Source organism: Mesorhizobium sp. M0678, assembly GCF_040320505.1.
In the GTDB taxonomy this organism is placed as follows: Bacteria; Pseudomonadota; Alphaproteobacteria; order Rhizobiales; family Rhizobiaceae; genus Mesorhizobium.
Genome location: NZ_JAMYPT010000001.1, coordinates 412,703 through 434,830, shown reverse-complemented (window position 1 = coordinate 434,830; position 22,128 = coordinate 412,703). Strand labels below are relative to the sequence as shown.

The 22,128-nt window shown below is 62.5% G+C and carries 24 protein-coding genes; 8 read left to right on the top strand and 16 right to left on the bottom strand.

Features of this window, described 5'->3' with window-relative positions; all coding sequences use genetic code 11:
* Positions 1–11: 11 nt before the first annotated feature.
* The 3 genes from NKI29_RS02060 (at position 12) to NKI29_RS02050 (ending at position 2,547) form a co-directional block, all read left to right on the top strand.
* Positions 12–740 (top strand): glycerophosphodiester phosphodiesterase, encoded by a 729-nt coding sequence (locus NKI29_RS02060; protein WP_023674925.1) that lies wholly within the window; start codon positions 12–14, stop codon positions 738–740.
* A gap of 40 nt (positions 741–780) precedes the next feature.
* Positions 781–1,995, top strand: a complete 1,215-nt coding sequence (locus NKI29_RS02055; protein WP_352705692.1) for a GNAT family N-acetyltransferase — start codon at positions 781–783, stop codon at positions 1,993–1,995.
* A 120-nt stretch (positions 1,996–2,115) separates the two neighbouring features.
* Positions 2,116–2,547, top strand: coding sequence for an HIT family protein (locus NKI29_RS02050; RefSeq protein ID WP_352754764.1), 432 nt, complete (start codon positions 2,116–2,118; stop codon positions 2,545–2,547).
* Between the two features lie 94 nt (positions 2,548–2,641).
* On the opposite strand, the gene clpA is transcribed toward NKI29_RS02050, so the two are convergent.
* The 3 genes from clpA to NKI29_RS02035 form a co-directional block, all read right to left on the bottom strand.
* Positions 2,642–5,110: an ATP-dependent Clp protease ATP-binding subunit ClpA gene (clpA, locus tag NKI29_RS02045; protein WP_352742685.1), complete on the bottom strand. Its 2,469-nt coding sequence runs from the start codon at positions 5,108–5,110 to the stop codon at positions 2,642–2,644.
* Between the two features lie 6 nt (positions 5,111–5,116).
* On the bottom strand, positions 5,117–5,443 hold the full coding sequence (gene clpS / locus NKI29_RS02040; protein WP_023674921.1) for an ATP-dependent Clp protease adapter ClpS: 327 nt from the start codon (positions 5,441–5,443) through the stop codon (positions 5,117–5,119).
* A 274-nt stretch (positions 5,444–5,717) separates the two neighbouring features.
* Positions 5,718–6,047 carry a phasin family protein gene (locus NKI29_RS02035; RefSeq protein WP_352471661.1) on the bottom strand — a complete coding sequence of 110 codons (330 nt, stop codon included), beginning with the start codon at positions 6,045–6,047 and terminating at the stop codon, positions 5,718–5,720.
* A gap of 298 nt (positions 6,048–6,345) precedes the next feature.
* Here NKI29_RS02035 and NKI29_RS02030 point away from each other — a divergent pair, with 298 nt between their 5' ends.
* Positions 6,346–7,731: a D-alanyl-D-alanine carboxypeptidase gene (locus NKI29_RS02030; protein WP_352754766.1), complete on the top strand. Its 1,386-nt coding sequence runs from the start codon at positions 6,346–6,348 to the stop codon at positions 7,729–7,731.
* A 47-nt stretch (positions 7,732–7,778) separates the two neighbouring features.
* Here NKI29_RS02030 and NKI29_RS02025 read toward each other — a convergent pair whose 3' ends face one another.
* From NKI29_RS02025 to NKI29_RS02010, 4 genes are all read right to left on the bottom strand, one after another.
* Positions 7,779–8,477, bottom strand: coding sequence for a DnaJ domain-containing protein (locus NKI29_RS02025; RefSeq protein ID WP_352593451.1), 699 nt, complete (start codon positions 8,475–8,477; stop codon positions 7,779–7,781).
* Positions 8,477–9,208, bottom strand: a complete 732-nt coding sequence (locus NKI29_RS02020; RefSeq protein WP_352593453.1) for a vWA domain-containing protein — start codon at positions 9,206–9,208, stop codon at positions 8,477–8,479. The genes NKI29_RS02025 and NKI29_RS02020 overlap by 1 nt, the downstream gene beginning before the upstream one ends.
* 124 nt (positions 9,209–9,332) lie before the next feature.
* Positions 9,333–9,770 (bottom strand): DUF1489 family protein, encoded by a 438-nt coding sequence (locus NKI29_RS02015; RefSeq protein WP_023674916.1) that lies wholly within the window; start codon positions 9,768–9,770, stop codon positions 9,333–9,335.
* 85 nt (positions 9,771–9,855) lie between these two features.
* The gene (locus tag NKI29_RS02010) at positions 9,856–11,259 is read right to left on the bottom strand and encodes an L-serine ammonia-lyase (RefSeq protein WP_352624899.1); all 1,404 of its coding nucleotides are present in this window, start codon (positions 11,257–11,259) and stop codon (positions 9,856–9,858) included.
* A gap of 170 nt (positions 11,260–11,429) precedes the next feature.
* Between NKI29_RS02010 and NKI29_RS02005 the strand changes: the two genes are divergently transcribed.
* Positions 11,430–12,173: a DUF599 domain-containing protein gene (locus NKI29_RS02005; RefSeq protein WP_023674914.1), complete on the top strand. Its 744-nt coding sequence runs from the start codon at positions 11,430–11,432 to the stop codon at positions 12,171–12,173.
* Here NKI29_RS02005 and NKI29_RS02000 read toward each other — a convergent pair.
* The 6 genes from NKI29_RS02000 to NKI29_RS01975 form a co-directional block, all read right to left on the bottom strand.
* Positions 12,122–12,916, bottom strand: coding sequence for a YdcF family protein (locus NKI29_RS02000; protein WP_023674913.1), 795 nt, complete (start codon positions 12,914–12,916; stop codon positions 12,122–12,124). The genes NKI29_RS02005 and NKI29_RS02000 overlap by 52 nt on opposite strands.
* 29 nt (positions 12,917–12,945) lie before the next feature.
* Positions 12,946–14,511 carry an amidase gene (locus NKI29_RS01995; RefSeq protein ID WP_352624901.1) on the bottom strand — a complete coding sequence of 522 codons (1,566 nt, stop codon included), beginning with the start codon at positions 14,509–14,511 and terminating at the stop codon, positions 12,946–12,948.
* Positions 14,511–14,969 carry a GNAT family N-acetyltransferase gene (locus NKI29_RS01990; RefSeq protein ID WP_352620059.1) on the bottom strand — a complete coding sequence of 153 codons (459 nt, stop codon included), beginning with the start codon at positions 14,967–14,969 and terminating at the stop codon, positions 14,511–14,513. Before NKI29_RS01990 ends, NKI29_RS01995 begins: the two co-directional genes overlap by 1 nt.
* Positions 14,970–14,976: 7 nt before the next feature.
* A complete protein-coding gene (gatC, locus tag NKI29_RS01985; RefSeq protein WP_023674910.1) occupies positions 14,977–15,264 on the bottom strand; it encodes an Asp-tRNA(Asn)/Glu-tRNA(Gln) amidotransferase subunit GatC in 288 nt (95 codons plus the stop codon).
* 76 nt (positions 15,265–15,340) lie between these two features.
* The gene (locus tag NKI29_RS01980) at positions 15,341–15,757 is read right to left on the bottom strand and encodes a hypothetical protein (RefSeq protein ID WP_352471669.1); all 417 of its coding nucleotides are present in this window, start codon (positions 15,755–15,757) and stop codon (positions 15,341–15,343) included.
* 24 nt (positions 15,758–15,781) lie between these two features.
* Complete coding sequence (locus tag NKI29_RS01975; protein ID WP_352620060.1) at positions 15,782–16,489, bottom strand: metal-dependent hydrolase; 708 nt, start codon at positions 16,487–16,489, stop codon at positions 15,782–15,784.
* A gap of 116 nt (positions 16,490–16,605) precedes the next feature.
* Here NKI29_RS01975 and ruvX point away from each other — a divergent pair, with 116 nt between their 5' ends.
* On the top strand, positions 16,606–17,091 hold the full coding sequence (gene ruvX, locus NKI29_RS01970; RefSeq protein ID WP_023674907.1) for a Holliday junction resolvase RuvX: 486 nt from the start codon (positions 16,606–16,608) through the stop codon (positions 17,089–17,091).
* Here ruvX and NKI29_RS01965 read toward each other — a convergent pair.
* The 3 genes from NKI29_RS01965 to NKI29_RS01955 form a co-directional block, all read right to left on the bottom strand.
* Positions 17,058–17,369: a DUF6105 family protein gene (locus tag NKI29_RS01965; protein WP_352448794.1), complete on the bottom strand. Its 312-nt coding sequence runs from the start codon at positions 17,367–17,369 to the stop codon at positions 17,058–17,060. The two genes, ruvX and NKI29_RS01965, sit on opposite strands and share 34 nt — an antisense overlap.
* Positions 17,369–17,923 (bottom strand): hypothetical protein, encoded by a 555-nt coding sequence (locus NKI29_RS01960; RefSeq protein ID WP_352646491.1) that lies wholly within the window; start codon positions 17,921–17,923, stop codon positions 17,369–17,371. Before NKI29_RS01960 ends, NKI29_RS01965 begins: the two co-directional genes overlap by 1 nt.
* A gap of 159 nt (positions 17,924–18,082) precedes the next feature.
* A complete protein-coding gene (locus NKI29_RS01955) occupies positions 18,083–19,711 on the bottom strand; it encodes a DNA alkylation response protein (RefSeq protein ID WP_352455730.1) in 1,629 nt (542 codons plus the stop codon).
* A gap of 155 nt (positions 19,712–19,866) precedes the next feature.
* Between NKI29_RS01955 and NKI29_RS01950 the strand changes: the two genes are divergently transcribed.
* Positions 19,867–20,829 carry an aspartate carbamoyltransferase catalytic subunit gene (locus tag NKI29_RS01950; RefSeq protein WP_352795427.1) on the top strand — a complete coding sequence of 321 codons (963 nt, stop codon included), beginning with the start codon at positions 19,867–19,869 and terminating at the stop codon, positions 20,827–20,829.
* Positions 20,829–22,115, top strand: a complete 1,287-nt coding sequence (locus NKI29_RS01945; protein WP_352795426.1) for a dihydroorotase — start codon at positions 20,829–20,831, stop codon at positions 22,113–22,115. The genes NKI29_RS01950 and NKI29_RS01945 overlap by 1 nt, the downstream gene beginning before the upstream one ends.
* Positions 22,116–22,128 lie beyond the last annotated feature (13 nt).

Sequence of the window (22,128 nt, the reverse complement as noted above, 5' to 3'; positions counted from 1 at the left end):
GGACTGCAACCATGACCGATCTTTCCTGGCTGACCGCCCGGCCCGTCGCCCATCGCGGCCTCCACGACATGAACAAGACGCGCTGGGAGAACACCCTTTCCGCCTTCGCTGCGGCGGCCGAGCGCGGCTACGCGATCGAATGCGACGTGCACCTATCATCCGACGGCGTCCCCGTCATCATCCACGATGGCGATCTGCGGCGGCTGACCGGCGAGGACGGCTTCGTCTGGCAGCGTACGGCTGCCGAGATCACGGCGCTGAAGGTCGGCGGCACCGCCGACCATTTGCCGACGCTGCAGCAGGCGCTTGATCTGGTCGACGGCCGTGTGCCGATGGTTGTCGAGCTGAAAGGTGCTGCCGGGCACGACGAAGGCCTGGTCGAAAGCGTCGGCAAGATGCTCAAGCATTACAAGGGCAAGACCGCGATCATGTCGTTCGACCATTGGCTGATCCGCGAGTTCCCGAAATATGCACCCGGCATACCCGGCGGGTTGACCGCCTACGGCAACGACAACCACCTGATCGAGGCGCATTTCGCCATGCTGGCGCATGACATCGCCTTCACCTCCTACGCTGCCGGCGACCTGCCGAACCGGTTCGTCTCCTTCGTGCGAGAGAGACTCGGCATGCCGGTGATCACCTGGACCGTGCACGACCAGCCTGCCGTCGACCTGACCTTCAAATATGCCGACCAGATGACGTTCGAAGGATTCGAGCCCGATCTGGTACGGCTCGCCTGAGCGGGCTTGTATGGGTCCGCAGCGAGCTTAAGTAAGCCTCATGGATCAAGGGGACGACTGCGAAAGACAAACGGCGAATGCGGAGCTGTCGATCCGCATCGCCGCGGGCATCGGCGCCTTTACCAGCGCTGAATGGGACAGCCTCGGCGGCACTACACGCGGCGATGCAGAATACGGCTACAACCCGCTTGTTTCATTCGCTTTTTTGAGCGCGCTGGAAGATTCCGGCTGCGCTGTTCGGCGCACCGGCTGGCAAGGCCATCACCTCAGGCTGGAAACCGCGCGAGGCAAGCTGCTCGGGGCGGTCCCCTGCTATCTGAAGTCGCACAGCCAGGGCGAATATGTCTTCGACCATGGCTGGTCGGACGCGTTCGAACGCGCCGGCGGGCGCTACTATCCGAAGCTGCAATGCGCGGTGCCGTTCACACCCGTCACCGGCCCTCGCCTGCTGGTCGGCAGGGGCGAGGACAGCCCCACCGTCAAGGCCGGTCTTGCGGCCGGCCTGAAGGCGGTGACGGATAAGCTCGGCGTGTCTTCCGCGCATGTTACTTTCGCGCCGGAGGATGACGTCCAGATATTGGCGGCGGCCGGCTTCCTTCATCGCACCGACCAGCAGTTTCACTTCTTCAACGAAGGCTTTTCGAGCTACGACGATTTTCTCGCAACGTTAGCCTCGCGCAAGCGCAAGGCAATGAAGAAAGAGCGGCGCGAGGCCCTCGCCGACGGTATCTCGATCGACTGGCTGACCGGCAAGGATCTGACCGAAAAGGCCTGGGACGACTTTTTCGCGTTCTACATGGATACCGGCAGCAGGAAATGGGGCCGGCCCTACCTCAACCGCGATTTCTTCTCGCTGATCGGCGAACGCATGGCCGACGACATCCTGCTGGTCATGGCCAAACGCAACGGGCGCTACATTGCAGGTGCCATCAACTTCATCGGTTCAGACGCGCTCTACGGCCGCAATTGGGGCTGCATCGAGGACCACCCGTTCCTGCATTTCGAGGTCTGCTACCATCAGGCGATCGATTTCGCCATCTCGCGCAAGCTGAAGGTGGTTGAAGCCGGTGCGCAGGGCGAGCACAAGCTGGCGCGCGGCTACCGGCCCGTGACGATGCATTCGGCGCACTACATCGCCCATCCAGGTCTGCGCAATGCAGTGGCCGACTACCTCCAACGCGAGCGGCGCGAAGTCGAGCGGATGAGCGAATATCTGGAAGAGCACACCCCGTTCCGCAAGGACATGGCGGAGTAGAGTAGCGAGCCCCAATCGCTCAGCCGAGCGGGCCGGCACGGCCGATGTCGACCGATCGTCTTGCCCGCCCGGAACAGCTTCGCTACACGAGACAGCGAGCCAAGAACCGGAGCGCGCGCCATGGCCGAAGCAACCTATGACAGCAGCAACATCTTCGCAAAAATCCTGCGCGGAGAAATCCCTTCGCACCGCGTCTACGAGGATGACGTGGTCATTGTCTTCATGGATGTGATGCCGCAAGGACAGGGTCACACGCTGGTGGTGCCGAAAGCGCCGTCGCGCAACCTGCTCGACGCGGATCCGGCGGTGCTTGGCCCGCTCTTCGCTCACGTCCAGAAAGTTGCGCGGGCCGTAAAGAAGGCCTTCGATGCCGATGGCGTCACGGTCATGCAGTTCAACGAACCAGCTTCGGGGCAGACTGTCTTTCACCTTCACGTCCATGTCATTCCGCGCTTCGAGGGCATTCCCCTGAAACCGCACAGCGGACAGATGGAAAAGCCTGAAGTCCTGGCCGAGAACGCCGGCAAGATACGGATGGCGCTGGCAAGCTGAACCGGCGCAAACCGCTCCGGCGGGCGCCGGGTGCTTAACCGGAAGGTGTCACAAAAAAAGCCCCGTTTCCGGGGCTTTTTTACTGGCTGGTTCGTCAGTTCTTACGCGGCAGTTGCGGCACAAGGCTGCGCTTGCCACCGTCCTTACCTTTGGGCTCCGGCTTCTGCGCCACCGCCTTTTTCGCGGCGGGCTTTTTCGCCACCGCCTTCTTGGCCTTCGGCGCGTCGTCCGGCTCTTCCTTCTTCGGCTTCACCGGCGCCTCGTCGGCGAGCGATTCGAGCTTCAGGCCGGTCTCGCCGGTTTCCTTCTTCTCGACGGTGACACGCACCGTACCGCCCTTCTTGAGCTTGCCGAACAGCACCTCGTCGGCCAGCGGCTTCTTGATGTGCTCCTGGATGACACGGCCAAGCGGCCGGGCGCCCATGCGCTCGTCATAGCCCTTGTCGGCCAGCCATGCGATCGCCTCCTGCGACAGGTCGAATGTCACGCCGCGCTCGGAAAGCTGCGCTTCCAGCTGCATGACGAACTTCTGCACCACCTGATGGATGACCGGCACCGGCAGCGAGCCGAACGGAATGATCGCATCGAGACGGTTGCGGAACTCCGGCGTGAACAGCCGGTTGATCGCTTCGACATCGTCGCCTTCGCGCTTGGTCGAACCGAAACCGATGGCCGCGCGTTGCGCGTCGGACGCGCCCGCATTGGTGGTCATGATCAGGATGACATTGCGGAAGTCGATCTGCTTGCCGTTGTGGTCGGTCAGCTTGCCGTGATCCATGACCTGCAACAGGATGTTGAACAGATCCGGATGCGCCTTCTCCACTTCGTCCAGCAACAGCACGCAATGCGGATGCTGGTCGACGCCGTCGGTCAGAAGGCCGCCCTGGTCGAAGCCGACATAGCCGGGAGGCGCGCCGATCAGCCGTGAAACGGTGTGGCGTTCCATATATTCCGACATGTCGAAGCGGATCAGCTCCACGCCGAGCGAGGCGGCGAGCTGCTTGGCCACTTCCGTCTTGCCGACACCGGTCGGACCCGAGAACAGGTACGAGCCGATCGGCTTTTCCGGTTCCCGCAGGCCGGCCCGCGCCAGCTTGATGGCCGAAGTCAGCGCGGTGATCGCGGTGTCCTGGCCGTAGACGACGCGCTTCAACTCGATGTCGAGACCTTGCAGCACCTTCTCGTCGTCGGCGGAAACCGTCTTCGGCGGGATACGCGCCATCGTGGCGATCGTCGCTTCGATCTCCTTGATGCCGATGGTCTTCTTGCGCTTGGCTTCCGGCACGAGCATCTGCGAGGCGCCGGTCTCGTCGATCACGTCGATCGCCTTGTCCGGCAGCTTGCGGTCGTTGATGTAACGCGCCGAGAGCTCGACCGAAGCCTTGATCGCCTCGCTCGTGTAGCGAACCTTGTGGAACTCCTCGAAATAGGGCTTGAGGCCCTTCATGATCTCGATGGCGTCCTCGACGGTCGGCTCGTTGACGTCAATCTTCTGGAAGCGCCGCACCAGCGCGCGGTCCTTCTCGAAGAACTGCCGGAACTCCTTGTAGGTGGTCGAGCCGATGCAGCGGATCGCGCCGGACGACAGCGCCGGCTTCAACAGGTTCGATGCATCCATGGCGCCGCCAGAGGTGGCCCCTGCCCCGATCACGGTGTGGATCTCATCAATGAACAGCACGGCGCCGGGATAGTCCTCGAGCTCCTTGACGACCTGCTTCAGTCGCTCCTCGAAATCGCCGCGATAACGGGTGCCGGCCAGCAGCGTGCCCATGTCGAGCGCGAAGATGGTGGCATTGTGCAGCACTTCGGGAACGTCGCCCTCGACGATGCGCTTGGCGAGGCCCTCGGCGATCGCCGTCTTGCCGACGCCGGGATCACCGACATAGAGCGGGTTGTTCTTGGAGCGGCGGCACAGCACCTGGATGGTCCGGTTGATCTCGCTCTCGCGACCGATCAATGGATCGATCTTGCCGGCCTTGGCCTTGTTGTTCAGGTTGACGCAATAGGCAGTCAGCGCGTCCTGCTGCTGCTTCTTCTTGCCGCCTTCCTCTTGCGGCTCGGCCCCGCTCTGGCTGCCTTGCTCGTCGTCGGCGCCGCGCGGCGTCCGCGTCTCGGAAGCGCCGGGGCGCTTGGCGATGCCATGCGAGATGTAGTTGACCGCGTCGTAGCGGGTCATCTGCTGTTCCTGCAGGAAGTAAGCGGCGTGGCTCTCGCGCTCAGCGAAGATGGCGACGAGCACGTTGGCGCCGGACACCTCCTCGCGGCCTGACGACTGCACATGGATCACCGCGCGCTGGATGACGCGCTGGAAACCGGCAGTCGGCTTGGAATCTTCATCGTAGCCGGTGACGAGGTTGTCGAGCTCGGTGTCGATATAGGTGAGGACCGTATGCTTCAACTCGTCGAGATCGACGTTGCAGGCACGCATGACGGCCGCCGCCTCGGTGTCGTCGATCAGGGCGAGCAGCAAATGTTCAAGGGTTGCATATTCATGGTGCCGCTCATTGGCGAGCGTCAGCGCTTGGTGAAGCGCCTTTTCCAGGCCTTGGGAGAAAGCCGGCATGTTACCTCACTTCTTCTCCATCACGCATTGCAGCGGATGCTGATTCTGTCGGGCGAAATCCATGACCTGAGCCACTTTGGTCTCGGCCACCTCGAATGTATAGACCCCGCACTCGCCCACCCCATGATTGTGAACATGAAGCATTATGCGTGTGGCGGCTTCGCGGTCCTTCTGGAAAAAGCGCTCCAGCACGTGGACCACGAATTCCATGGGTGTGTAGTCGTCGTTAAGAATGAGGACCCGATACAGACTGGGCTTCTTGGTCTTGGTTTTTGTGCGCGTGATGACGGCCGTGCCGCGACCGGCCTCATTGCCGTTGCTGCCGTTCTGCATTCGCACCACGTAGCTCGTGGCAGTCAAACCTGTAGTCACGTAGTCCTGCCTCTTTCGAATCCTCATGCATGCTCGACATGTAGGTGTTCGATGGACGATTTTAAGCCCTTCTGTTTAGCTGACAATATGGCTAGGTGGCCAAACTTGACCGATTTTTCAAATCGTGAAGACCGCAGGCCCCCGATTTCGAGCTGGCATGAAAAAACCCGGCCGCGCGTTCGCGACCGGGTCTGTCTTTGCAAGCCCAGGGGCCGGCTCGGAATGTTCGTCGAATTTACTTCGCCTTGGCGACGATCGATTCGAACGGCTTGTAGGCTTCCTTGGCGAGTTCGGCATAGAGATCGCCAAGCTTGGTGGCTTCGGTGACGAAGCTCTCGTAGGACTGCTTGGCATAGTCGGACTGGATATCGATCGCCTTGTCCAGCGACTTGGCGGAAAAGAGCTTCTCAACAGCGGCGCTACCGGCTTCGAAGCTTTTCTTGGTGTACTCGCCCGCCTCGGCGGCGATAGCCTGCGCACCCTTGGACAGCGAGGCGAAGCTCTTCAATCCGGTGTCCGCAAATTCCTTGCCGTATTTGCTGAAATCTTCATAGGTCTGGGTCATTTCACGCATTCCCTTGAACGGTTGCCTTGGACGATAGACGCGGCTTGTCCGGGCCGCGTTGTGCAATGCGTGTAAATATATTGTGCAGTGCACAAAAGTCAAGATTCCCGCGGCAATGCGGATCGTGAGCTGCCGGCAATCGCTAAGATTCGAATAAAGAGAAGCTCAATCCCACAGAAAATGGTGAACGCGGCGGTTACCATAAACGGATTGGTAACGCTGCCCGCGTTAGCGTGGCCGGAGGTGAGGCAGGACCCTTTGCCGCCTCCAAGGCAACGGAAATTCAAAGGAACTATCAGTGCGTAAGGCGTTGTCGGGCTTCGTTTCCAAATCCGCGTCCCCCCTCAAAACGATCATGATCCTCGCCATGGCGATGAGCTTCGTCGTCGCGGACGCGGCCTCATCCATGGCGGCCAAGTCGGCGGCCATCGTCATCGATGCCAAGACCGGCAAGGTGCTTTATTCGTCGGACGCCGATGGCCGGCGCTATCCGGCGTCGCTTACCAAGATGATGACGCTCTATCTGACGTTCGAGGCGTTGGCGAAGGGCAGGATCAGCAAGAATTCCCCGGTCGTGTTCTCGGCCAATGCCGCTGCCGAACCGCCGACGAAGCTCGGCGTCAAGCGGGGCGGCTCGGTCACGGTCGAGACCGCGATCCTGTCGATGGTGACCAAATCGGCAAACGATTCCGCAACAGCGCTTGGCGAGATGCTCGGCGGCAACGAAGCCAATTTCGCCCGCATGATGACCGCCAAGGCGCGGGCGCTGGGCATGAGGGGAACCGTTTTCCGCAACGCCAACGGCTTGCCTGATCCCGGCCAGTTCACGACCGCGCGCGACATGGCGATGCTCGGCATCGCCCTGAGAGAGCATTTCCCGCAATATTACGGCTATTTCTCGCAGCGCTCCTTTCTTTACGGGCGGCAGCGCATCAACGGCCACAATCGTCTGCTCGGACGCATCAAGGGCGTCGACGGCATCAAGACCGGTTACACCCGCGCCTCCGGTTACAATCTGGTCTCCTCGGTCTCGGATGGCGATCGGCGCATCGTAGCGGTGGTCATGGGCGGCAGGTCCGGCGGCAGCCGCGACAGCCAGATGGCCGGGTTGATCAATGCCTACATGCCGCAGGCGTCGTCGCGCGGCGGCGGCGTGCTGGTTGCCAAGGCCGGCGGCAATCCGATTTCAGCCTTGGCCAAGGTGCTTCTACCGAAGCATGACGCGCCGACACCGGACAGTAAGCCGGACGACCATGCCGTTGCCTCTCTTGTCGAGGAAAATGCGCCCGTCGTTGAAGAGACCGCTCCGGTCGTTCAGGCCAAGAGGGTCAAGACGACGGCTGTGTCGACGGTGGACGACGTGGCGACAGCCCGGGTCGCCGCAGCCTATGCCGAACCGGCGGCAGAGGTCGATCCGGTCAGCACGGCGTCGGTGCCATCCGGCTGGGCAATACAGGTCGCCTCTTCGCCAAAACAGGCCGAAGCGAAGGCTTTCCTCGACAAGGCGACGAAGCAGGCGCCCTCCGTTCTGACCGATGCCTCCGGTTTCACCGTCGCCTTCGACAAGGACGGTGTCACCTACTACCGCGCCCGGTTCGGTGGTTTCGGTTCGAAGACGGCTGCCTGGAAAGCCTGCAACGCTTTGAAAAAGAAGAAGATCGAGTGCTACGCCGTCCAGCAGTAAGCGGCGCGCGAAACGATATCTTTCCCGAAGTTCTGCGTCGAAGGAGACTAGTTGTGATTGGAGAGCAAGACGTCCTTGGCTTCATTGATCCGCGCCGCCAGGAAAGACGTGCCACCGATATCGGGGTGCAGGCGCTGCATCAGGCGGCGGTGCGCCTTGCGGACATCCGCCGCGGCAGCCCCCGCTTCAAGACCAAGGATCTTGTAGGCCTCCTCCTTAGTCATGGCGCCAGAACCTGGCGCAACACCCAGCCCTTCGCCACCATTCGCATCAGCGTCTTTGCGCCAGATGGGAAATCTGCCGTCAAGATACGTCTCTAGCAATTGGCGGCTCTCCGGATCGCCGGAGAGTTCGCGATAGAGTTGCTGCAATTCGGCAAGCCCCATCGAGCCAAGCATCTTGCCTTCATGGCGCCCAGCCAGCACAAGGCCTTCGAGGCCGCCGGTATCGTGATCGAGTTCCATCTCAAGCGCCGCCGTACGAACTGTGGAACGCTTGCCTGGTGCCAGTTTTGCCGCCGGCCGATTCATGCGCATGGAGCCGTACCAGGCGAGCGCAGCCGACAGGATCAAGCCGCCGATGCCCTCGCGCCCGACCAGCAGCACGGCGACGCCGACCAGCCCGAGCAGCACAGGTCCAAGCGTCCTCATGCCGCCTGCAAGCTTCGCCGGATCGGCGCGCAGGAAGACAGTGACCGTGCCGAGAAACACCAGAAGCAATGCTACGAAAGCGATAATCGCGCCCATCAGTTTCCGCCGCCCCGCATATGCTCGATCATCAGCCGATCCTCCGGCCTGCCCCGGGCCTCCAGTGCTTTCAGCCCGCCGGTCGCAAACACGGCGACAGACGAAAGCAGGCCGGCCAACGTCGCGGCAGCCCGCCGATCGAACCGGAACCAGGCCCCTTTCGACAGCCGCGCAATTTCCTTGAACGCCTTTTCCGCAGCGGCATCATGGCCCTCCTGAAAGACGAAGACAGGAACGCCGTGCAGACCGAGGCTGCCGGCCTTTTCGGCCAGATCATCTATGTTTTCTTCCATCGCGTCGCCGATATAGACCAGCGCGTTGACCTTGGCCGCCGCCGTCTGTTTCAGCGCATGGGCGAGCACCTTGCCGATCTGGGTATGGCCGCTGCGGCAGTCGATGCGCGTCATCAGCTGTTTCAGAGCTTCGGTATCGGTGACGAATGCGGACGAGCGGCACTCGCCAAGGCCGCGAAAATAGACAAGTTGAACCTTGAGCGCCCCGGCCTTGCCGACGGCGTCGAACATCTCGGCCTGCAGCGCACAGGCGAGATCCCAGGTCGGCTGGCGGCTCATCGTCGCGTCGAGGGACAGGATCAGCCTACCTGAACCGGTGGCGGATGCAGCGAGCGTCCTTGCCTGACGGAGAAACGCGTCGATCTCGCCGGTGCTCGATTGAGACTCGACCGGCGCAGGATTGGCCTTTGCAGACACGGGCTGCTTCTTGTCGCTCATGACATTCAAGATGTGGCGTTGTTCCCCGGCTTGCAAGCCCAGATGAGGCGACCTGGAGGACCGGTGATGATGGCACCTGCGGACAACGCTTCGGCTGGTGGTCTTGGCGTTGCGTTTCTTGGCGTCAGAGCAGGCCGAGATCGGCAAGCTCACGCCTGAGCTTCGGCGGCATCTCGATCAGCCCGGCTTTGCCCTTGCCGAGATCGGCCGGCGCGTCCGCCGGCTTCAGGTAGCGCCACCCCTGGAATGCACGGCGCGGTTGCCAGTCAGTGCGCACGACCTCGGGATCGAGGATCAGATGGCAACGGCCGATGCCCTCGTCATCGGTGAAGGGCCGGATTTCGGTGATCAGCTGGCGGCATTGGACATTGCCCTTGATCACCCAGTAGAGCGAGCCGCCGCCGGTAATCTCGGCGCCACGCGTCGGCACCATGCGGGTGGTGTGGTAGTGCTCGGCCGGTTCGCCGGCGCGGCGCCGCTCGTCGAGACGGAAGGCAATCCACTCTTCCAGATCCTCGACGCTGTCACAGCCGACGCAAAGCTTTATGAGATTGAGAGACATCGTTTAAGGTTTAGTCCAGCACGCGAACGCGTCAACGGCCTGATCGACTTCTCCACAGTGGTGGTCCATGCCGCCAGATTGGCGCTCAACACTCCACGACATTGACGGCCAATCCGCCAAGGCTGGTTTCCTTGTACTTTTCGTTCATGTCGAGACCGGTCTGGCGCATCGTCTCGATCGCGGCATCGAGCGGCACGAAATGAACGCCGTCGCCCTTGATGGCCAGCGAAGCGGCGGTCACCGCCTTGACGGCACCAAGCGCGTTGCGCTCGATACACGGCACCTGCACCAGGCCGCCGACCGGATCGCAGGTCATGCCGAGATGATGTTCCAGCGCGATCTCGGCAGCATTCTCGACCTGCTCGGGCGTGCCGCCCATGACGGCGCACAATCCCGCCGCAGCCATTGCCGAAGCCGAACCGACCTCGCCCTGGCAGCCGACTTCCGCCCCCGAGATCGAAGCATTGGTTTTGATGATGCCGCCGACCGCCGCCGCCGTCAGCAGGAAATCGCGGATGCTGGGCTGGTCGGCTTCGGGATGGAAATGCAACCAGTAGCGCAGCACTGCGGGCAGAGTGCCGGCCGCCCCATTGGTTGGCGCGGTGACGACACGGCCGCCGGCAGCGTTCTCCTCATTGACCGCCATCGCATAGATCGACAGCCAGTCGTTGGCGAGCAGCGGGTTGGGCCGGTTCTGCTGCCATTGCTCCTGCAGCTTGTCGTGCAGCATCCGGGCACGGCGGCGCACCTTGAGTCCGCCCGGCATGATGCCGTCTTGCGACAGGCCGCGCTCGATGCAGCCCTTCATGGCGCTCCAGATGCCGTCGAGGCCGGCGTCGAGCTCCCCGCGCGACATCTGCGTCTCCTCGTTGACGCGCTTCATCTCGGCAATGGAAAGCCCGCTTTTCGCTGCCATGGACAGCATTTCGACGGCGTTCTTGAACGGATATGGAACCTTCTTGCCTTCGGTTGTCGCCGAGCCCCTCGCCTTCATCCGCTGCAATTCTTCCTCAGAAACGACAAAGCCGCCGCCGATCGAATAGTAGACGCGCCTCAGCAGCAACCGGTCGCCGGCATCATAGGCAGAGAAGGCCATGCCGTTGGCGTGACCCGGCAGTGGCGTCTTGCGATCCAGCACAAGATCCGTTGCCGGGTCGAAACGGTAGGACGAATGGCCGCGCGGCGAAATCCGCTTCTCGGCGGCGATGCGAGCGACGATGCCGTCTGCTAGGTCGGGATCCACCGTCTGCGGCGTCTGGCCGGCGAGGCCGAGCACCACGGCACGATCGGAGCCATGGCCGATGCCGGTATAGGCGAGCGAGCCATGCAGGCTGGCCGCGATCCGGTCGACCTTGGCGCCGGCCGGGCGCGGCCAGTCGTCTCCCGCAATCTCGTCGAGAAACCGCCGCGCGGCCGTCATCGGCCCCATCGTGTGCGAACTCGATGGGCCGATGCCGATCTTGAACAAGTCGAAAACCGAAAGGAACACGTGGGCGTTTTCTCCTGGGACCCTGTTGAGGTCTACATATAGGAATTCCCATGATGTTTTCCGCTGTTTTAAGGACCGCGGCGCTGCACCTGCCGACCTTGTTTGCTCCGGCAGCGACATTCCAGCTTCGACCATCGAAGCGCCCCCTCCGCCTGTGGTAAAAGCAACGCATGAGCGATTCCTTTCACCTATCGACGGCCGACCTTGCGGCGCTGGGGTTCTTCCTTACCGCGTGGGTGCTGCATACGCTCGCCGCCGACGGAATGCTGGTCAGCCGCATGTCGCTGACGAGGGCTATGAACGCGCAGCGCGAGGCCTGGATGCGGACCATGGCCGAACGCGAGATCCGCATCGTCGACACCGCTATCATGAGCGGGCTGCAACAGGGGACCGCCTTCTTTGCCTCCAGTTCGCTGATTGCGATCGGCGGCTGTTTTGCCCTGCTCGGCGCCTCCGATCAGGTTCTGACCGTGCTGAGCGACCTGCCGTTTGGCGCCACGTCCTCACGCGCGGCCTTCCAGACGAAGGTGTTCGGGCTGGTGCTGATCCTGGCCTTTTCCTTCTTCAAGTTCGGCTGGGCTTACCGGCTGTTCAACTATTGCTCGATCCTGATCGGCGCCGTGCCGATTCCACATGGCGAGGCGTCGCGCAATCCGGTCACCGAAACGGCGGTGTGGCGTGCCGCGCGCATGAACATGCTGGCCGGAAAGCATTTCAATTCGGGCCTGCGCGGCGTGTTCTTCTCGATCGGCTATCTTGGTTGGTTCGTCGATCCCACCGTCTTCGTGCTATCGACGCTGCTGCTTCTGGCGGTACTGGTGCGCCGCCAGTTTTTCTCGGCGGCGCGGCAGGCGGTGCTCGGTCAGCCGCCCGGTCCGGGGAAAGGCCGATCGATGCGGCCCGACAGCCAATAAGCGGTGAGCCCTATCCATTCGCGGATCGCAACAGTGGTGACCTCCAGCCAGTCGCCGGGATAAGGCAAGGTGCCGATGCTTTCCTTGCCGGAAGTGCGATAGTCGACCGGCCACGGAACGGTCGAAAAACCGGCTTTGTCGAACAGCGCCTTGGCGCGTGGCATGTGGAAGGCCGAGGTCACCAGCAACCAGGTCTCGCCCGGTTTCGGCGTCACCAGTTCCCTGGTAAAGACAGCGTTCTCGTAGGTGTTGCGGGATTTGTTCTCGAGGATCAGCCGATCGGCCGCCACGCCGAAAGCGGCAAAAAAACGCGGCGCGGTATCTGCATCGCCTTCGCCGCCGCGGAACGTTTCGATGCTGCCACCGGAGATAACGACTTTCGCTGTCGGGAACCGCCGCGCCAGCACGGCCGCCTCGACCATCCGGTCGCCGCTGGAGTTCATTTCATAGCCGCCACGCACCAGATTGACGGCGCCATCCAGACTGCCGCCAAGCACTATGATACCGTCAACCTTTTCCGGCAGCGGCGGCCTGGGGAAGCGTTCCTCCAGCCGATTGAGCATCATGGGGCCGAGCGGGCTCCATATCGAAACCGCCAGAATGAGGAAGGCAAGAGCGCTGCCGGCGGTCGCCAACCGTCGCCGCCCGAACATCGCCGCGATCAGCCCCGCCAGCAGCAGGAAGATCGCGAGATTCAACGGCTCGACGAAGAACCCGAGAACCTTGGAGACATAGAAGAACATCCCTCACCCCCTCAAGATGAGAAACGATCCTACCACCATTTTTCCGGCTGAAATGTGCCCGCCGCCTGTTCGATGACATGGGCGGTCTGGAACAGCGTTTCCTCGTCGAAGGGCCGGCCGATCAGCTGCAGGCCGAGCGGCAGCCCCTTGGCGTCGAGCCCGGCTGGAACCGCTATGCCGGGCAAGCCGGCCATGTTCACCGTCACCGTAAAAATGTCGTTGAGATACATCTTGACCGGGTCGGCGGCCATGTCCTCGTCGGCGATGCCGAAGGCAGCGGAAGGCGTTGCCGGCGTCAGGATGACGTCGACGCCTGCTGCGAACACATTTTCGAAATCGCGCTTGATCAGGTTGCGAACTTTCTGCGCCTGCAGATAGTAGGCATCGTAATAGCCGGCGGAAAGCACATAGGTGCCGATCATGATGCGGCGCTTGACCTCACGCCCGAAGCCGGCGGCGCGGGTCTTTTCATACATGTCGACAATGTCCTTGCCGGGCACGCGCAACCCATAGCGGACGCCGTCGTAACGAGCGAGGTTGGACGAGGCTTCGGCCGGCGCCACGATGTAATAGGCCGGCAGCGCATATTTGGTGTGCGGCAGCGAGATATCGACGATCTCGGCACCAGCATCCCGCAGCCAGGCAATGCCTTTCTGCCACAGCGCCTCAATCTCCGCGGGCATGTCGTCGACACGATATTCCTTGGGAATGCCGACCTTCATGCCCCTGATCGGGCGGCCGATCGCCGCCTCGTAGTCCGGCACCGGCAGGTCAACGGACGTCGTGTCCTTCGGGTCGACCGAAGCCATCGACTTCAACAGGATCGCGGCATCGCGCACGTCGCGCGCGATCGGCCCGGCCTGGTCGAGCGACGAGGCGAAGGCTACGATCCCCCAGCGCGAGCAGCGGCCATAGGTCGGCTTGATGCCGACTGTGCCAGTGAAGGCGGCGGGCTGGCGGATCGAGCCGCCGGTATCGGTGGCGGTGGCGCCGGCGCACAGGAAGGCCGAGACCGCTGATGCGGAGCCACCGGACGAACCGCCCGGCACCAGTTGGGCATTGTCCAACGTGCGCGCGGTCCTGGTGCCGCCCGCCGAAACGAAGCCGCCCTCGCCCTGATGCGTCGTCGGCATCACCACCGTGTCGAGGCGCGAACGCCGCCACGGGTTGATGACCGGCCCGTAATACGAGGTCTCGTTGGACGAGCCCATGGCGAACTCGTCCATGTTGAGCTTGCCGAGCATGACGGCGCCATCCGCCCAAAGATTGGCGGTGATAGTCGATTCATAGCGCGGCTTGAAGCCATCCAGCACATGGCTGCAGGCCTGGGTGTGGACACCTTCGGTGCCGAACAAATCCTTGATGCCGAGCGGGATACCCTCGAGCGACTCGCCCTCGCCCTTGGCCAGTTTCGCGTCGGAGGCCTTGGCCATGTCGCGCGCCTTGTCGTCGGTGACCACGACGTAGGCATTGAGCGCCGGATTGGCTCGCTCGACCGCCGATAGATAAGCCTCGGTGATTTCGGTGGCGGTGATCTCCCTGGAGCGCAATTTGGCGCGGGCCTGCGAAATCGTCAGCTGGGTAAGGTCGCTCATCAGGCAAGGCTCTTTTCGTAAAACACCGACCACTCGGAATCGGGATAATCCAGTACCGGGCCGCAACGCGAAAAACCGGCGCGTTCGTAGACGGTCCAGGCGGCGGGATGACGGTCGCCCGTCTCCAGCACCAGACGCTTAAGCCCTTCTTGGCGCGCCAGCGCCTCGATACGCTCGACAATCTTCGCGCCGATCTTGTGGCCGCGATGCGAAGGTCGCGTATACATGCGCTTGACCTCGCCTACGACAGCATCGTGGCGCTTCAGTGCGCCGCAACCGATGGCAAGGCCGTTGTCGCGGGCGATGAAGACGGTCGTGTCGCGGTCCGCCATCTGCTCGACCGTCAAATGGTAGCAATGCTCCGGCGGCGTCAGCTCCAGCAATGTGGCGTTGAGCTCCTCGACCAGCCCACGCACATCGTCCTGCAGCGGCGTCTCCGTGGCGATCTCGATTGCCATCGGCCAGCTACTCCACGACCTTAGGCACAAGGAAGAAATTCTCTTCGGTCGCCGGTGCATTGGCGACGATGTCGGCTGCCTTGCCGCCGTCGGTGACGACGTCCTGGCGCTTTTTCATTGCCATCGGCGTGACCGAGGTCATCGGCTCGACGCCGGAAACATCGACCTCGTTCAACTGCTCGACAAAGCCCAAAATGGCGTTCAATTCGCCGGTCATGCGCTCTGCATCCTCCTCGCTCACCGCAATACGGGCAAGATGCGCGACGCGCTTCACGGTTTTTATATCAACGGACATGTTTGTGCCTCGGGGAAAACCAGCGCTATAGCGGCGCGGCGCGTGCCGCGCAACATGCATCGTGCCTTCAACTGCCCTATGGCATCGCCACGCCGTCGCAGAGGAAATAACTGCCGCCGTTGCCGCTCTGCTCGCCTTCGTCGGCGGCAGGCCGAACCGATACCAAGTCGATCTGCTTCGGGCTCATCTGTGTCAGTGAGAGAACATCGGGAAAGACGTAGCCCGGCTCCTGGCATATAGCGGTCACCGCCCAGCTTGGTGAGCGTGTCGCTTTGGTGATCTGCAGGAATTCACAATTATATTCGATGCTTTCCAGGCCATTTGCCGACAGCACGATATTGCCGCCCTCGATCACCGTCTGCAGCGTATCCTTTTTGGCCTGCGCGCAGAGGTCCTCCGATTGCAGATAGACGCCCTCGATGAAATTTTCCGCGGCCAGCGTCGGCGACGCGGCAACCAGCATGGAAATGCAAAGAGAATTTCTCAAGCGCATCGTATCGTTCCGGACCGGCTTTCTTTACACCGTAATCGTCTCGCCGATCTTCGGCAACGCAACTTTCACACCCGATCCATCCAGCCCGGCCACGAATTTGTCGGCGGTCTGATCGATCATCGGAAATGTGCCGAAGTGAGCGGGAACGACCGTCTCGAACTTGAAGAAACGCTGGCAGGCAAGGGCTGCTACCGCGCCACCCATGGTGAAGCGGTCGCCGATCGGCACGATGCCGATCTTCGGTTCGTGCAACTCGTTGATCAGCGCCATGTCGGAAAAAATGTCGGTGTCGCCCATATGATAAAGCGTCTTGTCCTCGGGAAAGTGCAGGACGAGCCCACCAGGATTGCCGAGATAGGTATTCTGGCCACCCTCGCCCGGAAAGGACGATGAATGCAGAGCCTGAACGAAGGTGGTGGTGAAGCCGCCGCAATCGACGGTGCCGCCGATATTGCCGGGATTGATCTGCTTGTCACCGACGCCCTTGCCGACCAGGTACATGCAAATCTCGAAATTGGCGACCAGCATCGCGCCGCTCTTCTTGAGCACTTCGATGGCGCCGCTGATGTGGTCGCTGTGGCCATGGGTGAGCAACACGTGCGTGATCCCTTCGGCCGGCCCTTCCCAGCCGCCCGTCCATGACGGATTGCCGACCAGATAGGGGTCGATGAGGATTTTCGCGCCTTCGATTTCGATTCGGAATGCCGAATGTCCGTACCAGGTCAGTTTCATCAATGCTTTCCTCGATTTTTGCTTCGGTAGAGGATAGAACGCCGACGGCGAAATTAAAGTGCCGCGCACGCTTTGCGCGTATAGGACGTGCGGCGTCGCGGTCAAAGGAAAAGCCGTTGGGCATCATCACCATCGAGGAGTTGCCGGCCCGGCTTGGCGGCGGCAAGACCCTGGCCGGTCTCGACCTCGGCGACAAGACAATCGGCGTGGCGGTTTCCGACCGCGGCTTGTCGTTCGCCCACCCGCGCCCTGTCATCATGCGCAGGAAATTCTCGCTCGATGCCGCAGTGCTGCTCGCTCTGCTACAGAAGGAAAATGCCGGCGCCGTGGTGATCGGCCTCCCCATCAACATGGACGGCTCCGAAGGCCCGCGCGCCCAAAAATCCCGCGCTTTCGTGCGCAACATGGCTGGATTGACCGATCTGCCCTTCCTCTTTTGGGACGAACGGCTGTCGACGGTGGCGGCCGAGCGGACGCTGATCGAGATGGATTTTTCCCGCAAGAAACGCGCCGGCAAGATCGATTCTGCGGCGGCCGCTTTTATCCTCCAAGGTGTTCTCGACCGGCTTCAGGCGCTCGGCGTCGATGCCTGGTCGAAATAGCGGTTGCGCATCGCCGTGATCCAGCCACCAATCGCCTTGCGGCGGCGAAATGCCCAGAACGCCACCAGCAGCAGCCCATCGAACACGCAAGCTTTCGCCACCATGCCCGGAATAAGCGCCGGATCAACGCCGAGCATCTGTCCATAGAGCTGGAAGACGAGATCGTGTAATTGGCGGCTCAGGATGACATAGCCGAAATTGATGTCGTTGAGCGACAGAAAGAACCAGCCCCAAAACAAGAGGAGCGGAGCCGCCCACAGCGCGAACAAGGTGCGCATCAGCGGTCATCCCTCGAATCCAGCCGGCCGGAAATGCGGGCAAGCGAGGAATTATGCGCCGCTGCCTTGGCCATGACATGCGCGGCCGCTCGGATTTCCCCGGTCCCTGGAACTGCCGCGGCAACGGTCGACCGCCGCTCCGCGAGCATCGCGACATAGGACGCCAGAAGTGCCGCCAATTGCACCGCGACAATCATGAACAGCCCATTGATGCCTTGCGCGGCGCCGCCGATGACGATCAGCGACAGCACGCCCAAGGCGGAAATGAAGGCGATTCGCATGACGCTATCGGCGGGATCCGGGTTGGTCGTGTCGCTGGTCAGTGCTTCAACAAAGGCCCAGCAGAACAGCACCGCGACGACAAGCAGTGCCACGGCGAGCGGCGCCACAACGACGGCGTTTTCGAGATCGGCAAATCGAGTGTTCTGGACGGGAACGCCCAGTACGCCAAGGGCCGTCGCCACGCCTCGATTCCCGTCGATGCAAATGAACGCCAGCAGGGCGAAAACGGCCGCCCAATGCAATGCCAGAAAAGAGCTCAGAATATGCCGCATGACGCTCCTGCTTCGCAGGGCAAAGCCGCTCAAGCTGAACAATCCTTGCCTTAACCATAACACTGGGCTTTGCCACCGGCCGCCGCAATGGAAACCATTCGTTAAGGTTAACGGCCATCCACAGGGTCGCGAGAGCGGCAGCGAATTGGGCGACGGCCCTTAGTTGATCGGCGGGTAGAGCGTATCGATGATCATGCGCGCATCATGGCGGGAATCGATCATGCCATAGGTATTGCGCCACTGGCCGGCGAGGCGCGTTTCGACGAAGGCGTCGGCGATCCGCCCTGCCCCCAGCCTGCGAAGCTCTGCTGCCGCCGCCGACAATGCCAATTGCTCGGTCAAGAGCCGCGCCGAGCCCTCGTCGGTTGCAGCGACCTGCATTGCCGCCTTGAGCACGCCGACGGTGCCGCGTCCGCCGGCGCCGAGATCGCGGTCGATGCCGGCCAGCACGTCATCGAACAGGCCGGGTGCACGCCCCAGCACACGTAGCACGTCGAGCGCCATGACGTTGCCGGATCCCTCCCAGATCGCGTTGACCGGAGCTTCGCGATAGTAGCGGGCGAGCGGCCCCTCCTCGACATAGCCATTGCCGCCGAGGCACTCCATCGCTTCATAGAGCAGCGGCGGCGCAATCTTGCAGACCCAGTATTTGACGACCGGCGTCATGGCGCGGGCGAAGGCCGCCTCGCCGCGGTCGCCGGCCGCCTCGTCGAAGGAGCGCGCCAGCCGGAACGACAGCGCGGTAGCGGCGGCAACGTCGAGCGCCATATCGGCCAGCACACGCTGCATCAGCGGCTGCTCGATCAGATTGGTTCCAAACACCTTGCGGTGCCGCGTGTGGTGGACGGCCTCGGCCAGTCCGGCCCGCATGATCGCCGATGAGGCGACGGCACAGTCGAGCCGCGTCAGGGTCACCATGTCCATGATCGTCTTCACGCCCGCGCCGGGCTCGCCGACCATCTCGCCGATGGCATTGACGAATTCCACCTCCGACGAGGCATTGGATCGGTTGCCGAGCTTGTCCTTCAGCCGTTGAAAACGGAAACCGTTGCCGGATCCGTCGCCGAGCAAGCGGGGAACGAGAAAGCACGACAGTCCCTCCGGCACCTGTCCGAGCACCAGGAAGGCATCCGACATCGGCGCCGACATGAACCATTTGTGGCCGGTCAGGCGATAAAACCCGCTGCCGGCGCGCTCGGCCCTGGTGACGTTGGCACGGACATCGGTGCCGCCTTGCTTCTCGGTCATGCCCATGCCGAGCGTCAGCCCGGCTTTTTCGACCGGAGGCTTCTGGCTTTGATCGTATTTGCGCGTCGTCACCCGAGGCGCCCATTCGCGAAACAGCTTCGGGCTGGCCATCAGCGCTGCCAGCGAAGCGCTGGTCATGGTGATCGGGCAGAGATGTCCGGTCTCGAGCTCAGCCGTGAGGTAAAAGCGTGCAGCGCGCACCTGGTGGCGGCGGCCGATCTCGGCGTCGCCATTCTCCCAGACCGACGAATGCAGCCCGTTGGCAACAGAGCGGCGCATGAGCGCGTGATAGGCGGGATGGAACTCGACCTGGTCAATGCGCCGGCCCTGGCGGTCATGGGTCCTGAGCTTCGGCATCTCGACATTGGCAAGACGGGCCAGTTCCTGCGCCTCATGGGTCAGAACGAAACGGCCAAGCCCATCGAGGTCCTTGCGCACCGGATCGGAAAAGCGCTCGGCAAGCTGGATCAGCAACGGATCGCCCCGCCAGGCGTTGCCGCCGGCCAGCGGCGGCGGCTGGTTGGTCACGTCGTCAGTCACGCTTCGTCCTTATCACCTGAAGGCTGCGAATCCAAAGCCAAGGCGGTTTATAGCCTATGGCCAGCGGCGCGCGACGAAAATACCGGGGAGAACCAATCCAATCCCAAGCCGGTGCTTGCAGCCGCGGAGCCTCCCCCCTATAGCAGCGACTTGAGATGACCGACGCATCGTCCCTGCCGCTTTATCCCCACCGCCATCTTCTGGGCATCCGCGATCTTTCCCCTGCCGACATCGAGCTTCTGCTCGACCGGGCGGACAGGGCCGTTGCCATCTCGCGGCAGTCGGACAAGAAGACATCGACGCTGCGCGGCCGCACCCAGATCAATCTCTTCTACGAAGCCTCGACCCGTACGCAATCGTCATTCGAGCTGGCCGGCAAACGGCTCGGCGCCGACGTCATGAACATGTCCGTAGCGAGTTCGTCGGTGAAAAAGGGCGAGACGCTGATCGATACGGCGATGACGCTGAATGCCATGCGTCCCGACATATTGATCATCCGCCATCAATCGGCCGGCGCGGCAGCACTTCTCGCCCAAAAAGTCGGCTGTTCGGTGGTCAATGCCGGCGACGGCGCCCATGAGCACCCTACCCAGGCGCTGCTCGACGCACTGACCATCCGCCGCGTCAAGGGTCCGTTGTCGAAGCTGATCGTGGCGATCTGCGGCGACATCCTGCATTCGCGCGTGGCCCGCTCCAACATCATCCTGCTCAACGCGCTTGGTGCCCAGGTCAGAGTCGTCGCCCCTTCGACGCTTTTGCCCGCCGGCATCGAGAAGATGGGCGTCGTCGTCACCCGTTCCATGGCCGAGGGTCTGAAGGACGCCGACGTGGTGATGATGCTGCGCCTGCAGCGCGAACGCATGGAAGGCGCTTTCGTACCGTCGGTGCGCGAATATTTCCGCTATTTCGGCCTCGACGCGGAGAAGCTGAAGGCGGCCAAGGACGGTGCGCTGGTCATGCATCCCGGCCCGATGAACCGCGGCGTCGAGATCGCCTCCGAGATCGCCGACGGCCCGCAAAGCGTTATCCAGGAACAGGTTGAGATGGGCGTCGCCGTGCGCATGGCGGTAATGGAAGCGCTGCTCGACCCCCGTCGAAACCACGAGGGCCGCGCCTGATGAGCATAACGGTCTTCAGCCGGGCCCACATCGTCGACCCGTCGCGCGGCATCGATGAGGTCGGCACCGTCATCGTCGAAGGCCGCAAAATCGTTGCCGCCGGCAAGGCGGCTTTGAACCAGGGCGCGCCCGAAGGCGCCACCATCATCGACTGCGCCGGCAAGACTATCATCCCTGGATTGATCGACGCGCGCGTCTTCATCGGCGAACCCGGCGGCGAACACCGGGAGACCATTGCTTCGGCGAGCATCGCTGCGGCGGCCGGCGGCGTCACCTCAATCGTCATGATGCCCGATACCGACCCGGTGATCGACAATGTCGCACTGGTCGAGTTCGTGCTGCGCACCGCCAAGGACACCGCAATCGTCAACATCTTGCCGGCAGCAGCGATCACCAAGGGGCTGGAAGGCCGCGAAATGACCGAATTCGGCCTGCTGCGCGAGGCCGGCGCGGTCGCCTTCACCGATGGCCGGCATTCGATTGCCAGCGCGCTGGTGATGCGCCGCGCGCTGACCTATGCGCGCGATTTCGGTGGCGTCATCGCGCATGAAACCCAAGACGCCGACCTCGCTTCGGCCGGCGTGATGAACGAAGGCCTTTACGCAAGCTGGCTTGGCCTTCCCGGCATTCCGCGCGAAGCCGAATCGATCCCCCTGGAGCGCGATCTCGCGTTGGCTCGCCTGACCGGCGGCGCCTATCACGCTGCCAAGATTTCGACGGCTATGGCGGCAAACGCGGTAGCGCGCGCGAAAGCCGATGGCGCCAATGTCACATCAGGCGTGTCGATCCACAATCTGTCGCTCAACGAGAATGATGTCGGCGAGTACCGCACCTTCTTCCGGCTGACGCCGCCGCTGCGCGCGGAGGAAGACCGGCTGGCGATGATCGAAGCGATCAAGGACGGCACCATCGATCTCATCGTCTCCTCGCACGACCCGCAGGACGTCGACACCAAGCGCCTTCCCTTTGCCGATGCCGCGGCCGGCGCCATCGGCCTGGAAACGCTGCTAGGCGCAGCGCTGCGGCTCTATCACAATGGCGACGTGACGCTGCTCCGGCTGGTCGAGACACTGTCGACCGCGCCGGCAAGATTGTTCGGCCTGCCCGGCGGCACGCTGAAACCGGGGGCATTGGCCGACCTTTCGCTCGTCGATCTGGACGAGCCATGGGTCGTCAGCGAGAGCGGCATCCGCTCACGCTCGAAAAACACCTGTTTCGAAGGCGCTCGACTGCAAGGCAAGGTCTTGCAAACGATGGTGGCGGGCCGCACAGTGTTTTCGGCCTAGGACGAAAACAGGC

Bases quoted from the DNA above. Each gene is read 5' to 3' on its own strand.
- NKI29_RS02020 (WP_352593453.1), bottom strand. From the start codon at position 9,208: ATGAGCGACAAGAAGCAGCCCGTGTCTGCAAAGGCCAATCCTGCGCCG.
- NKI29_RS02060 (WP_023674925.1), top strand. From the start codon at position 12: ATGACCGATCTTTCCTGGCTGACCGCCCGGCCCGTCGCCCATCGCGGC.
- NKI29_RS02025 (WP_352593451.1), bottom strand. From the start codon at position 8,477: ATGGGCGCGATTATCGCTTTCGTAGCATTGCTTCTGGTGTTTCTCGGC.
- NKI29_RS01960 (WP_352646491.1), bottom strand. From the start codon at position 17,923: ATGCGGCATATTCTGAGCTCTTTTCTGGCATTGCATTGGGCGGCCGTT.
- gatC (WP_023674910.1), bottom strand. From the start codon at position 15,264: ATGTCCGTTGATATAAAAACCGTGAAGCGCGTCGCGCATCTTGCCCGT.
- NKI29_RS02000 (WP_023674913.1), bottom strand. From the start codon at position 12,916: ATGTTCTTCTATGTCTCCAAGGTTCTCGGGTTCTTCGTCGAGCCGTTG.
- clpA (WP_352742685.1), bottom strand. From the start codon at position 5,110: ATGCCGGCTTTCTCCCAAGGCCTGGAAAAGGCGCTTCACCAAGCGCTG.
- NKI29_RS01995 (WP_352624901.1), bottom strand. From the start codon at position 14,511: ATGAGCGACCTTACCCAGCTGACGATTTCGCAGGCCCGCGCCAAATTG.
- clpS (WP_023674921.1), bottom strand. From the start codon at position 5,443: ATGCAGAACGGCAGCAACGGCAATGAGGCCGGTCGCGGCACGGCCGTC.
- NKI29_RS01980 (WP_352471669.1), bottom strand. From the start codon at position 15,757: ATGCGCTTGAGAAATTCTCTTTGCATTTCCATGCTGGTTGCCGCGTCG.
- NKI29_RS01965 (WP_352448794.1), bottom strand. From the start codon at position 17,369: ATGCGCACCTTGTTCGCGCTGTGGGCGGCTCCGCTCCTCTTGTTTTGG.
- NKI29_RS02005 (WP_023674914.1), top strand. From the start codon at position 11,430: ATGAGCGATTCCTTTCACCTATCGACGGCCGACCTTGCGGCGCTGGGG.
- NKI29_RS01945 (WP_352795426.1), top strand. From the start codon at position 20,829: ATGAGCATAACGGTCTTCAGCCGGGCCCACATCGTCGACCCGTCGCGC.
- NKI29_RS01975 (WP_352620060.1), bottom strand. From the start codon at position 16,489: ATGAAACTGACCTGGTACGGACATTCGGCATTCCGAATCGAAATCGAA.
- NKI29_RS02050 (WP_352754764.1), top strand. From the start codon at position 2,116: ATGGCCGAAGCAACCTATGACAGCAGCAACATCTTCGCAAAAATCCTG.
- NKI29_RS01990 (WP_352620059.1), bottom strand. From the start codon at position 14,969: ATGGCAATCGAGATCGCCACGGAGACGCCGCTGCAGGACGATGTGCGT.
- NKI29_RS02035 (WP_352471661.1), bottom strand. From the start codon at position 6,047: ATGACCCAGACCTATGAAGATTTCAGCAAATACGGCAAGGAATTTGCG.
- NKI29_RS01950 (WP_352795427.1), top strand. From the start codon at position 19,867: ATGACCGACGCATCGTCCCTGCCGCTTTATCCCCACCGCCATCTTCTG.
- NKI29_RS02055 (WP_352705692.1), top strand. From the start codon at position 781: ATGGATCAAGGGGACGACTGCGAAAGACAAACGGCGAATGCGGAGCTG.
- NKI29_RS02015 (WP_023674916.1), bottom strand. From the start codon at position 9,770: ATGTCTCTCAATCTCATAAAGCTTTGCGTCGGCTGTGACAGCGTCGAG.